The organism is Flagellimonas sp. 2504JD4-2, assembly GCF_053642935.1.
This window is the reverse complement of record NZ_JBSIOV010000003.1, coordinates 501954-514916: the sequence shown is the minus strand read 5'-3', so window position 1 is coordinate 514916 and position 12963 is coordinate 501954. Positions and strand designations below refer to the sequence as shown.

The 12963-nt window shown below is 40.3% G+C and carries 9 protein-coding genes; 8 read left to right on the top strand and 1 reads right to left on the bottom strand.

The window, feature by feature from the left end; translation table 11 throughout:
* The first annotated feature begins 34 nt into the window (after positions 1-34).
* The 5 genes from ACULLH_RS13625 to ACULLH_RS13605 all read left to right on the top strand — a co-directional run bounded on the left by ACULLH_RS13625 (position 35) and on the right by ACULLH_RS13605 (position 8307).
* A complete protein-coding gene (locus tag ACULLH_RS13625; protein ID WP_454089306.1) occupies positions 35-652 on the top strand; it encodes a TonB-dependent receptor plug domain-containing protein in 618 nt (205 codons plus the stop codon).
* A 13-nt stretch (positions 653-665) separates the two neighbouring features.
* Positions 666-2777, top strand: coding sequence for a YfbK domain-containing protein (locus ACULLH_RS13620; RefSeq protein ID WP_454089305.1), 2112 nt, complete (start codon positions 666-668; stop codon positions 2775-2777).
* A 51-nt stretch (positions 2778-2828) separates the two neighbouring features.
* The gene (locus ACULLH_RS13615; RefSeq protein WP_454089304.1) at positions 2829-4175 is read left to right on the top strand and encodes a M24 family metallopeptidase; all 1347 of its coding nucleotides are present in this window, start codon (positions 2829-2831) and stop codon (positions 4173-4175) included.
* An 82-nt stretch (positions 4176-4257) separates the two neighbouring features.
* Complete coding sequence (locus tag ACULLH_RS13610) at positions 4258-6060, top strand: carboxypeptidase-like regulatory domain-containing protein (protein ID WP_454089303.1); 1803 nt, start codon at positions 4258-4260, stop codon at positions 6058-6060.
* Between the two features lie 39 nt (positions 6061-6099).
* On the top strand, positions 6100-8307 hold the full coding sequence (locus tag ACULLH_RS13605; RefSeq protein WP_454089302.1) for a TonB-dependent receptor plug domain-containing protein: 2208 nt from the start codon (positions 6100-6102) through the stop codon (positions 8305-8307).
* Here ACULLH_RS13605 and ACULLH_RS13600 read toward each other — a convergent pair whose 3' ends face one another.
* Complete coding sequence (locus ACULLH_RS13600) at positions 8308-9936, bottom strand: acyl-CoA carboxylase subunit beta (RefSeq protein ID WP_454089301.1); 1629 nt, start codon at positions 9934-9936, stop codon at positions 8308-8310.
* A 66-nt stretch (positions 9937-10002) separates the two neighbouring features.
* Here ACULLH_RS13600 and ACULLH_RS13595 point away from each other — a divergent pair, with 66 nt between their 5' ends.
* The 3 genes from ACULLH_RS13595 (at position 10003) to ettA (ending at position 12960) form a co-directional block, all read left to right on the top strand.
* Positions 10003-10986, top strand: a complete 984-nt coding sequence (locus ACULLH_RS13595) for a Gfo/Idh/MocA family protein (protein WP_454089300.1) — start codon at positions 10003-10005, stop codon at positions 10984-10986.
* Between the two features lie 74 nt (positions 10987-11060).
* Positions 11061-11237 (top strand): CAL67264 family membrane protein, encoded by a 177-nt coding sequence (locus ACULLH_RS13590; protein WP_168796318.1) that lies wholly within the window; start codon positions 11061-11063, stop codon positions 11235-11237.
* 31 nt (positions 11238-11268) lie between these two features.
* Positions 11269-12960, top strand: a complete 1692-nt coding sequence (gene ettA / locus ACULLH_RS13585; RefSeq protein ID WP_454089299.1) for an energy-dependent translational throttle protein EttA — start codon at positions 11269-11271, stop codon at positions 12958-12960.
* Positions 12961-12963: the final 3 nt, after the last annotated feature.

Below are 12963 nucleotides of genomic sequence, written 5' to 3'. Positions count from 1 at the left end.
GTAGGTTTGTTTGGAAACTTAAACAATTACCAACATGAAGAAAAAAATTGTATTTCTAGTATTAATATTGGGTGCAATAAACCTTAAGGCCCAAAATGAAAATTCTGCTACAAAAGAAGACCCAATTATTATAAGATGCGGAGCTACTTTAATTGAAGATAAAGAACCCCTATATGTTGTAGATGGAGTACCATGGTCAAACAAAGAGGCATTAAAAGACATCAACCTCGATGATATTGTTTCAATCAATGTTTTAAAGAATACAGAGGTTGCATTCGGGTGCTACGGAAGAGCGGGTAAAAATGGAGTGGTCATCATTCAAACAAAAAGAAGTAAAAGTGAAAAATGTAAGGTAAAAACATATCCCTTCAAGGTGTATTGCATACCAAATACCAATTGGGTGTTACAACCTGACATCTATAACGCTTTGGAAGCTGGGGTCCCTTCATTACGTGTACAAAATAAGAATTTACTTTCTGGCATCCCTTCCATACGACTTAGAGGAACTAATGTTGATGAAGTAATTGTCGATGGTGTTCGCTACAACATTTCAATTCTTAACAGTTTGAATCCAAATGACATTGAATCCATCAGGGTCGTTCCTTCAGTAGCTGCAACCAGCTACTTCGCAAATATGAATGCATTTAACTAAAAACCATTCCGTCATGAAAAAATCAATAATAACTTTTATCCTATGCTTATTGGCTTTTGCCTCAAGTGCGCAATTATCTAAAATTAGCGGAAATGTATCTGATGCATCAGGACCTTTGCCTGGTGCCAGTGTGCTGGTTCAAGGAACAGCTAGGGGTATCCAAACCGACTTTGATGGCAATTTTGAGATAAGTGCTCAAAAAGGGGATACACTGATCATATCATACATTGGTTATAAAAATAAGTTTGTGACCATCGAAGATGTTGCGGTTGCTATAAAAATTGTTCTGGAAGAAGATGCTTCAAGTTTTAATGAAGTAGTGGTGGTGGGTTATGGTGCGCGAAGAGTGAAAAAATCCTTGGCATATTCAGTCTCAAGTGTGAGCTCCAATCAACCACAAAACACTCAAAAAATGGACATTGCAAGACTTCTACAAGGAAAAGTGGCCGGTGTCCATATTACTACAACGAATGGTTTACTTACCAAACAGCAACGGCTTTTAGTGAAAGAGGCACAAAAGAAGAAACCAGTTGCCGATATGATTTACATTGTGGATGGCAAGCCTATTGCACAAGCCAACAACAGTATCATTGAAAATTTACATCCTAATACCATACTGAAAAAGCATATTTACAAACCAACACGAGCCAAAAACACTTTTGGTATTACCGGACCGAAAGGCTGTATTGTTATAGAGACCAAAAGTGGGAATTACAAAGTTGAAGATGATGAGAGTTATGCGAGAATCAATGAAAACAAATTTGAACAGGTGCTTTTTAATCCATTGTCCACTTTTTCCATTGACATGGATAAGGCCTCCTATAGTAACATACGAAGGATGATCAACAATGGTCAGGAAGTGAAATCGGGAGCGGTGAAAATAGAAGAATTGGTCAATTACTTTGATTATGCCTATGAACAGCCACGAGGAGAACACCCTTTTAGCATACATGCCGAGGTTGCTACCACTCCTTGGAATACAACCACGAAGCTTGTTCGAATAGGACTTCAAGGCAAGGAATACGCTAGGAATCAATTGCCACCATCAAACCTCACTTTTTTGATTGACGTTTCAGGTTCCATGAGAGATCAAAATAAATTACCGCTTCTTAAAAAGACCTTTAAACTATTAGTGAATCAATTGAGGGCACAAGACAAAGTGGCTATTGTAGTTTATGCCGGTGCAGCGGGTTTGGTACTTGAACCAACCTCGGGAACAAATAAGAAAAAAATACTTGAGGCTTTGAACAATCTGGAAGCAGGTGGCTCCACTGCTGGAGGGGAAGGGATCGAACTCGCCTATCAGATAGCTTTAAAAAACTTTGTTAGAAAAGGAAATAATAGAGTTATCCTAGCTACTGATGGAGATTTTAATGTTGGGGCATCCAGTGATTTTGATATGGAACAACTAATAGAAAGAAAAAGAAAATCAGGCGTGTTTTTATCTGTTCTTGGTTTTGGAATGGGAAATTATAAAGATTCAAAATTGGAGATATTGGCCAATAAAGGTAATGGAAACCATGCCTATATCGATACCATGCAAGAGGCGCAAAAAGTGTTTGGAAAAGAATTTGGCGGCACCTTGCATACCATTGCGAAAGATGTGAAAATTCAAGTAGAATTTAACCCCGCCTTTGTAGGCTCCTATAGGTTGATTGGTTATGAAAACCGGATATTGGAAACAGAAGATTTTATTGATGATACAAAAGATGCTGGAGAGTTGGGAAGCGGCCATAAAGTAACGGCACTTTATGAAATTATTCCGGTCAATATTGAAAACGAGTTTACAAAGGACCATATTCCGTTAAAATACAGCGACTTAAAGATTAGGGACGAATTTTCAGATGAATTATTGACCGTTAAATTAAGATACAAGAAACCAAATGAAAATAAGAGTAATCAGATAGTCCATGTGGTATCAAATAGGGAAAAAATACTCTCGGGAGACTTTAGCTTTGCTAGTGCAGTAGCCCTATTTGGGATGCAGGTTAGAAAGTCAAGATATAGCAATGAAACTGATATCGATGATGTTATCGAACTGGCGGAAAATGGCAAGGGAATAGATATAAATGGATATCGATCTGAGTTTATCCGGCTGGTCAGAGCTTATGAAAGTAGCCAGTAATGATGCCCTGCAACTTGCCCAAATTTTGTACTTTAAGTCAAAATTTGGGTTATGCAAAAAATCATTGTTTTATGTTCTCTAATTTGTGTGCAATTTTCGTTTTCGCAGCAAATCCTTCCTGAAAAAGAACGAGCTAGAGTGGTTGACGAGATTCTGGAAGAACGTTTCAATACCCTATTGCCAAATTTAATGGATGATACGGGAATTGATATGTGGATTCTTATTTCCCGGGAATACAATGAAGACCCAGTTTTAAAGACAATGTTGCCTGCTACATGGCTAAACGCAAGGCGTCGGACTATTCTACTTTTTTATAGGAACAAGAAAGCGGGAAGTATTGATAAATTAGCGGTAGCCCGGTATGATGTAGGGAAAAGTATCAAATCTGCCTGGGACAAGGAGAAAGAACCCAATCAATGGAGACGGCTAATGGAACTTATCGAAGAACGAAATCCAAATAAAATAGGATTGAATTTTTCAAAGGACCACAACATAGCAGATGGACTCGATAAGACGGATTATGACGAGTTTATGGCCAATCTTCCCAAAAAGTATAAATCCAAAGTGGTCTCCGCAGAGCAACTGGCAGTGCGTTGGATAGAAACGCGCACAGAGAGGGAGATGATCATTTATGATCAATTAGTAGATATCACCCATGATATTATTGCTGAAGCCTTTTCTGAACAGGTAATTACTCCGGGAATCACCACAACCACAGAGGTGGAGTGGTGGATGCGCGAAAAAGTGACTAATTTGGGACTGGAAACTTGGTTTCATCCCACGGTCGATGTACAACGAACCAGCGAAGAGTTGGTAGGCCATTTATACTCATTTTCAGGAAGACCGGATGATATGGTAATTCAGCCAGGGGACTTGTTACATTGTGATTTTGGAATTACATATTTACGGTTGAATACTGATTGCCAAGAATTGGCCTATGTGCTAAAGCCTAATGAACTGGGGGCACCAAAATTTTTGGTGGATGCATTGAAAGCAGGGAATCGAGTCCAGGATTTTTTGACTTCCAATATGATAAAGGGACGTACCGGAAACGAAATTTTGGCCAAATCACTTCAAGAAGCGAAAGAAGCGGGACTTCGCCCAGCGATTTATACGCACCCTTTAGGGAGTTATGGGCATTCTGCCGGCACGACCATTGGAATGTGGGACGCTCAAGGCGGGGTAATGAAGGATGATGGGGAAAACTATCCTTTAAACCCAAATACGGTGTACGCCATTGAATTGAATACTACGGTCCATATCCCGGAATGGAAAAGGGATATCAGGGTGATGTTGGAAGAAGCTGGTTTTTATGGCGAAGAAGGATTTCGATATGTAAATGGAAGACAAACCGAACTTTTGCTTATTCCAAGACCAAAAAAGCATCTGGGTCACTGAAAATCTGATGTTTACCACTGATTTTTACATTTTTTAACTTTTAAATTTTCTAACTTATGGATGTTTCTTAAAAGTTATGGTCATGGTTAGAAAATTTTTACCCTATCTGTCTTTATTATTTAGCTCATTACTATTCGCCCAAACTTCTATAAAAAAAGTTAGTGGTTATGTCACTGATGGGACGGGTCCTTTGGAGAATGTCAGTATTCAAGTGAAGCATACAGATAAAGGCGTGAAGACTGAAAAAAATGGGAGATACGAGATTTATGTTGATGAAGGACAAACATTGGTCTACAGTTATCTGGGTAAACGCACCACGGAAATAATTATAGAAGATGTTACCACATTTCTGAATCTTACCATGTATGATGAAGTTGAAAAGTTGAATGAAGTTGTGGTCACTAGAAGGAACAAAAGAACCCAGAAAACACTTTTGGATGAATACCACACTAATAAAAATTTGGTGAAAACAGCATTTGGCATTGTAGACAAAGAGCGTTCAGGGTTTTCCATGAAAGTCATCGACGGTGATGGTCTCAGCTATGCGGGACAGGACTTTATTGATGCCCTTCAGTCATGGGTTCCAGGCATTCAGGTATTCAGACCAAATACTTTTAGACCTGGAGGGGGATCGCTGGGACGTCGAAGCAGAACCCCTACGGATTTAACAATTCCAATGGTGTTTTTGCCAAGATCGCTTCGTTCCATGATAAATCCGGTACCCGTTACTTTTGACGTGGATGGCGTTATTTATACTGATGCCCCAATTTTTATTCCAGTTCAAAATATTGAGCGTATAGCAGTGATTGAATCTCTGGGAGCTACCAATCGTTATGGTAACCTTGGGCTGGGTGGGGTAATTATAGTAAACACAAAATGGAGTGTTCCAAGCAGGAAAGAACCTGGAACAAATAAACCTTTTGACCAAGTAAAGCTGAGGGACAACTTTTTTGACGCCAACACATTGGATAATTGGTCTCAGATGCCCATTCCTAATTATTTGGAGTCATTTTATGGGGCCAAGACTTCGCGTGAGGCGGAAAGCATTTTTGAAGAGCTAGTTAATTCTTATCCGCAATCAGCGTATTTTTATTTGGATGCATATGCCTTTTTCGAAAATAACTTTGACAACAGGCAACTAAGACAAAAGATTGAGGGAATTATTGAAGATCGTTTTGGGACCAATCCAACGATTTTAAAAGCTTTGGCCTATCTGATGGAAGAAAAGGGCGAATTTGAAAAAGCACTCGAAATTTATAAAAAGGTCTTTATCCTGCGCCCCCATTACGTACAATCCTACATGGATTTAGCCAATGCTTATCAAAACTTGGGTAAAGCCGATAATGCGGCCACCCTGTATGCCCGCTATAATTACCTCATTGAAAAATCCCTATTTAGTAAATCAAAAACTTTTACACCTATCATACACAAAGATTTCAGAAGTGTATTAAGACAAAATAGAAATGTATTGGGCAGCAAGTACGCACTTGAGAATGATAATCATGAATTTAGGGGAACTAGGATTGTATTCGAATGGAACGATAGTGAAGCGGAGTTCGAATTAGAGTTTGTAGATCCAAACAATCAGTTTTTTACCACCCATCATTCCCTATTCCACAATCCTGACAGAATACGTGAAGAAAAGGAACAAGGATTTTCTTCTGAAGAATACTTGATTTATGAACCCATAGCAGGGGAATGGAGCGTAAATGTGAAATATTTGGGCAATAAGAGCGCGACCCCTACTTTTTTAAAGGCCACGCTATATCATAATTTTGGTCAACAAGAGTTGAAAAAAGAAATCAAACTCTTTAAATTAACCACCAAGAATGCAAAATTGGCACTTTTTAGAATAGCAAACGGTTCACATTCCGCAACAAACTGATTTTGCCTTTGCTTATATTTTATTTGGAAAACCAACGGTATGACTAGTAAAATTCAAAAAACTAAAGGAGTCCTTGTTATAATTTTTATGCTACTATCCTTAATAGTGGAGGCCCAAAATCAAAAAAAGGTCACTTTGCTGTGGGATGTCTCTTCTTCGATGAAAACCCGCTCAATTGAGAAGGAATTCTATTTTTTGGATGCCTACTTTAAAGATGCCTTGGATGCCGACGTAACCTTATTGACTTTTAGCAATCAAGTATTGTCAAAGGATGAATTCAGAATTAATGGTGGTGATTGGGTGGCCGTTAAGAACAAACTGAAGAATGTTGACTATGACGGAGCAACCTCCTTTGGATTGTTGGAAGATTATGTCCAAGGTGGAGATATCTTGATATTTACAGATGGAAACCAGACGATTGGCTCATCTACGCCTAATTTTGATGGCGAGGTATATGTGATAAACGGCAAAGATGACTTCGATAGGGCAAGCCTTAATTTACTGGCTATTGTGAACAACGGAAATTTGGTGAATCTGACCGAAAATAGAAGTTTGGAAAACAGCCCGAACAGTCAGATTTATTCAGGAAATATTTATAAGGGTACTTCGGGCTTACCAGATGCTGAAGTTTATGTGAAAGGAAATAAGGAAGAGGGTTCAAAATCCGATGAATCAGGCGCTTTCGAAATCAAAGCTGTTGCAGGAGACACTTTGGTTATTACGTATGGTACCACCAAGAAAGAAAAGGTTTTGGGAGAAGACCAATCGATTGATTTTTCATTTGAGGATAGCGGGATTCAGCTTCAGGAAGTTGTGGTTACGGATAATGCAAAAGTGGAAACGAGTGAAGCTACCACGGCTTATGGTAAACAGGGCAAGGAACAACTGGGTTACGCAGTGCAATCCATTTCTGACGAGGACATTTCCGATATCGCTACTTCCGGCAACAATGCAGTGCAAGGCAAATTTTCTGGTGTTCGCCTAGGTCAAAACGATGACCTGAGCCAAATCATCATGAGACCCAGTAACTCAATCCTAGGTAATAATTATGGATTGATTGTGATCGATGGGATTCCAACAAATAGATCTAATTCCGGAGTACCGCTGCGTACTCCAAATGATACTTCTCGATCAAACCCTGTGGGGAATACCGGGTTCATAGACCCAAGGAACATTGCAGAAATAACGGTTTTAAAGGGTTTGGCGGCAACCAACCGTTTTGGAAGCATGGGCGCTAACGGGGTGTTATTGATTACCACAAAGACCGCCCAAGTGAAAAAGGCAAAAGGAGAGAGGAAAGATCTGGCCCGATTGACCAATAATGTTTATGATGGCAAGATAAAAGTGAGTAACAAAGCGCTGGTGACCCCTTACCTTAAGGAACTAAAAAAAGGCAAGAACGTTCAGGAAGCCTATGATATTTATTTAGAGCAAAGGGATAAATATTCCAATACACCCGAGTATTATTTAGATATGTACTCTTTCTTTTATAGCTCAAACAAGGAAATAGCAGAAAGAATACTTACCAATGTTGTGGAGAAGCAACAACCAAGTTACAAGGAACTTAGAGGAATGTATTTGAAAGCTACAGAAAGCGGAAACTTTGGATTGGCCTTGTCCGCTGCCAATCGCATGTTGGAACAGTTTCCAAGTAAGATACAATCCTATTTTGATATAGCTATGTCGAACAAGCGGCTAGGAAACTTTCAGGAAGCACTTGATATGCTTAATAATATTGTGAATGGTTCGGCCAATATGGAATTAAACTTTGAGGGAATAAAAAAAGCTGTCGGAACGGAAATCAGGAATTTGGTCAATAAAGAAAGGAATCGAGTAAGTTTCGATAAAGTGGATGAGAAGTATCGAAACAATGTAACCTACAATGCCCGATTGTTCTTGGATTGGAACAACACCGATGCCGAATTTGTGGTGCAGGTGGTAAACCCACAAAAGCGTTTTTTTAATTGGGAACATACCGAAGCGGGTGACCGAACACGCATCTTGAACGAACTACAACATGGATTTAGCAACGAGCAATTTGAGATTGTTGGTGCCGAGACCATAGGAGATTGGATTTTGAACGTGACTTATTTAGGGAATAGGACCTCTGGGAGCAAGACCCCTACTTTTCTGAAATGCACTGTACAGTACAACTTTGGAAAACCCAACCAAACGAGTGAGGAATTCCTTGTTCGTCTTCAAGAACCCGGTGACGAACAGCAACTGGCAAAGTTTACGGTGCAATAACTACACTTGCAAAACGCCCATGTTGAATTGCTTTTCAATAGGGGAATGATTGGCAGCTTCAATACCCATCGAAATCCATTTTCGGGTCTCCAATGGATTTATGATAGCATCCGTCCATAAACGAGCGGCCGCATAATAAGGGGATATTTGATTGTCGTATCGTTGCTTTATTTTGTCAAATAGGGCCTTTTCCTTTTGTGAATCGAGAACCTCTCCATTTTTCTCCAAGGAAGCTTTTTCTATTTGCAACAACACCTTTGCCGCCGAATTCCCGCTCATCACGGCCAGTTCAGCACTGGGCCATGCCACAATAAGCCTTGGGTCATAAGCTTTGCCGCACATGGCGTAGTTTCCGGCTCCATAACTATTACCTATAACGACTGTAAACTTGGGCACTACTGAATTACTTACCGCATTTACCATTTTGGCACCATCCTTTATAATACCTCCGTGTTCACTTTTACTACCGACCATAAACCCGGTGACATCCTGTAAAAACACCAGTGGAATCTTTTTTTGGTTGCAATTGGCAATAAAACGTGTGGCTTTATCCGCGGAATCGGAATAAATGACGCCACCAAATTGCATTTCACCCTTTTTGGTCTTTACCACCTTTCTTTGATTGGCAACAATCCCAACTGCCCATCCATCAATACGGGCGTAACCTGTGAGAATGGTCTTTCCGTAGCCCTCTTTATATTGATCAAACTCCGAATCGTCGATCAATCGTTTGATGATTTCAAGCATATCATATTGATCTCCTCGAGATGCAGGTAAAATTCCATAGATATCCTCAGGATTTTCAATGGGAGCTTTAGCTTCAATCCTGTTGAAACCAGTTTTTTCAAATGCGCCGATCTTGCCCACAATACGTTTGATCTTATCCAAAGCATCTTTATCGTTCTTTGCCTTGTAATCGGTTACACCACTTATTTCGGAATGGGTGGTAGCTCCTCCTAACGTTTCATTGTCAATGCTTTCGCCAATGGCAGCTTTCACCAAATAACTTCCCGCCAAAAAGATGCTTCCGGTCTTATCTACAATCATAGCTTCATCGCTCATTATTGGTAGATATGCTCCTCCGGCAACGCAGCTTCCCATAACTGCTGAAATTTGGGTAATTCCCATACTGCTCATCACCGCGTTGTTCCTAAAAATCCTTCCAAAATGCTCTTTATCTGGGAAAATCTCATCCTGCATGGGTAGATAGACCCCCGCACTGTCCACCAAATAAATGATAGGCAATCGATTTTCAATGGAAATTTCCTGGGCTCTTAAATTTTTCTTTCCCGTAATTGGAAACCATGCACCTGCCTTTACCGTGGCATCATTGGCCACTACAACGCATTGCTTTCCCTGTATATATCCTACCTTCACCACAACTCCTGCAGACGGGCATCCACCGTGTTCTTCATACATTCCGTCTCCTGCAAAGGCTCCAATTTCAATGCACTGTGCGTCGGAATCCAACAGATAATCTATCCGTTCCCGAGCAGTCATTTTTCCTTTTGCAAGATGCTTTTCAATCCTTTTTTTGCCACCACCCAGCTTAATCTGGGCCAATTTTTTTCTTAAGTCGGCAAGCTTTAATTTATTGTGATCTTCGTTTTTATTGAAGTTGATATCCATAGTGTGTAAAGCAATTTCATCTTGTTGCTAAAGATAAGGAGTTATAATCATTACTTTTGGCTTCGTATGGAAAGTAAAATTAAATGGGGCATCATTGGTCCAGGTAACATTGCCAGAAAATTTGCATCAGACCTGAAATTGGTGGATGGAGCATCGATAATGGCTGTTGCATCTCGAAATTTGGAAAGAGCGCAAAGCTTTGCCAATGAATATGGAATTGCAAACGTATATGATAACTATGACGCTTTGTTCGCATCCGACACTTTGGATATTGTCTATATAGCTACACCCCATAATTTCCATAAGAATCTGGCCATAAGGGCCATGGAACATGGAAAACATGTACTTTGTGAAAAACCATTGGGGATAAATAGGTCGGAGGTTGAGGAAATCATTGAAGTGGCAAAGAAGCATAAGGTATTTATGATGGAAGGACTCTGGTCAAGGTTCAACCCATCCATCAAAAAATTAAAAACACTGGTTGATTCTAGAGAAATAGGCGATGTTTCCTATGTATATGCCGATTTTGCATTTTATGGATTGGACCGTGATGAGAAATCCCGGGTATTAAATCTTGATTTGGCCTCTGGTTCACTGCTCGATATTGGAATTTATCCAATTTTCTTGGCTTATTTGATTTTAGGAATGCCTAAAGAAATTCAGGCATCCTCAAATTTTCACCAGAATGGCACGGAGATACAAACGTCAATGATTTTTGAATACCCCAATGCCCAAGCTGTACTTTATAGCGGTTTGACATCCGATTCAAAAATGGAGGCCAAAATATCAGGAAGTAATGGAGAGATTATTGTTCCTCCACGGTGGCATGAAGCCGATGGGTATACACTGGTCAAGCAAAAAGAACCTCAAGAGGTTGAATTACCAAGAGAGGGCAACGGCTTTGTCCACGAAATACTGGAAGTGCATGAATGCTTGGAAAACAACAGATTGGAAAGTAGTCTTTGGACCCATCAAAACAGTCTAGATCTCGTGGAACTTATGGATACAGTAAGAAGAAAAACAGGAATCAGGTTCCCTTTCGAATCATAAACCTGTAAAGGACTTCTTTGATTATTTCTTTTTTTTACGATATTTGATTTTTACCAAACCAACAACATATGGGAATGAATAAAAACACAGTGCTAGCGTGGGCAACATGGATAATGATTTTTGTGGGATTGGGAATGATTGCCTTGGGTGCATTTAAATATGATGAGGTAGCGGGATACGGATTCGCTGCTGTCGGTATCGGTTTTTTTGCAATTGCATGGGTCTTCAATGCGCTAAAAGGCCGAGTATAAACTTCCATTTTACTTAACTTAAAACAACCAAATGTCAGACGATAAGAAAGTCATCTTTTCAATGGCTGGGGTTACCAAAACGTTTAAAACGGCAAATACCCCGGTTCTAAAAAATATCTACCTAAGCTTTTTCTACGGAGCCAAGATTGGAATCCTTGGTCTCAATGGTTCTGGTAAATCCACACTATTGAAGATTATTGCCGGGGTGGATAAGAACTATCAGGGTGATGTAGTTTTTTCTCCTGGATATACTGTGGGCTATTTGGAACAAGAACCTCAGTTGGATGAAGAAAAAACAGTTTTGGAGATTGTAAAGGAAGGAGTGGCTGAAACGGTTGCCATTTTGGATGAGTACAACAAGATCAACGATATGTTTGGCTTACCTGAGGTTTATGAGGATGCTGATAAGATGCAGAAGTTGATGGACAAGCAAGCTGAGCTTCAAGATAAGATTGATGCATCCAACGCATGGGAATTGGACACGAAGCTCGAAATTGCCATGGACGCTTTGCGCACACCGGAATCCGATAAAAAAATTAGTGTGCTGTCGGGAGGGGAGCGAAGAAGGGTAGCCTTATGCCGTTTATTACTTCAAGAGCCTGATGTATTGCTACTGGATGAACCTACCAACCATTTGGATGCGGAGTCCGTGCATTGGTTGGAACATCATTTGGCCCAGTACAAGGGAACTGTTATTGCGGTAACTCACGATCGCTACTTTTTGGACAATGTGGCTGGTTGGATTTTGGAACTGGATAGGGGAGAAGGCATACCATGGAAAGGAAACTATTCCGGTTGGTTAGATCAAAAGGCAAAGCGACTTGCACAGGAGAGCAAGCAGGCGTCCAAACGTCAAAAAACATTGGAACGTGAGCTGGAATGGGTCAGGCAGGGTGCCAAAGGAAGGCAGACCAAGCAAAAGGCCCGTCTTAAAAACTATGATAAACTCTTAAGCCAAGATCAAAAACAACTCGAAGAAAAGTTGGAAATCTATATTCCCAATGGACCGAGATTGGGTACCAACGTTATCGAAGCCTTGGGGGTAAGCAAAGCTTATGGGGATAAACTATTATATGAGGATTTGAACTTTAATCTCCCTCAAGCAGGAATTGTTGGAATTATAGGTCCTAACGGAGCCGGTAAGACCACCATTTTTAGGATGATTATGGGAGAAGAGAATCCGGACAAAGGAGAATTTTCCGTTGGTGATACAGCCAAACTTGCCTATGTGGATCAAAGTCATTCCAATATCGACCCCAATAAAACCATTTGGGAAAACTTTAGTGATGGACAAGAATTGGTGATGATGGGGGAAAAGCAGGTAAATTCCCGAGCTTATTTGAGCAGATTTAACTTTTCGGGAAGTGAGCAGAACAAACAAGTGAATATGCTCTCTGGGGGAGAGCGTAATAGACTTCACTTGGCCATGACCTTAAAAGAAGAAGGGAATGTGCTTCTGTTGGATGAGCCTACCAATGATTTGGATGTAAATACCCTTCGTGCCTTGGAAGAAGGATTGGAAAATTTCGCGGGCTGCGCTGTGATCATTTCCCACGACCGATGGTTCTTGGATAGGATTTGTACACATATCCTTGCCTTTGAAGGAGATTCCCAGGTGTATTTCTTCGAAGGTTCGTTCTCCGATTATGAGGAAAACAAAAAGAAACGCTTGGGAACCGATATCATGCCCAAGCGTATCAAATACAAGAAATTAATTCGGTAAGGA

What these genes read in the sequence shown, in the direction of transcription:
- ACULLH_RS13615 (WP_454089304.1), top strand. Translation starts at nt 2,829, where the DNA reads ATGCAAAAAATCATTGTTTTATGTTCTCTAATTTGTGTGCAATTTTCG.
- ettA (WP_454089299.1), top strand. Translation starts at nt 11,269, where the DNA reads ATGTCAGACGATAAGAAAGTCATCTTTTCAATGGCTGGGGTTACCAAA.
- ACULLH_RS13605 (WP_454089302.1), top strand. Translation starts at nt 6,100, where the DNA reads ATGACTAGTAAAATTCAAAAAACTAAAGGAGTCCTTGTTATAATTTTT.
- ACULLH_RS13595 (WP_454089300.1), top strand. Translation starts at nt 10,003, where the DNA reads ATGGAAAGTAAAATTAAATGGGGCATCATTGGTCCAGGTAACATTGCC.
- ACULLH_RS13590 (WP_168796318.1), top strand. Translation starts at nt 11,061, where the DNA reads ATGAATAAAAACACAGTGCTAGCGTGGGCAACATGGATAATGATTTTT.
- ACULLH_RS13625 (WP_454089306.1), top strand. Translation starts at nt 35, where the DNA reads ATGAAGAAAAAAATTGTATTTCTAGTATTAATATTGGGTGCAATAAAC.
- ACULLH_RS13610 (WP_454089303.1), top strand. Translation starts at nt 4,258, where the DNA reads ATGGTTAGAAAATTTTTACCCTATCTGTCTTTATTATTTAGCTCATTA.
- ACULLH_RS13600 (WP_454089301.1), bottom strand. Translation starts at nt 9,936, where the DNA reads ATGGATATCAACTTCAATAAAAACGAAGATCACAATAAATTAAAGCTT.
- ACULLH_RS13620 (WP_454089305.1), top strand. Translation starts at nt 666, where the DNA reads ATGAAAAAATCAATAATAACTTTTATCCTATGCTTATTGGCTTTTGCC.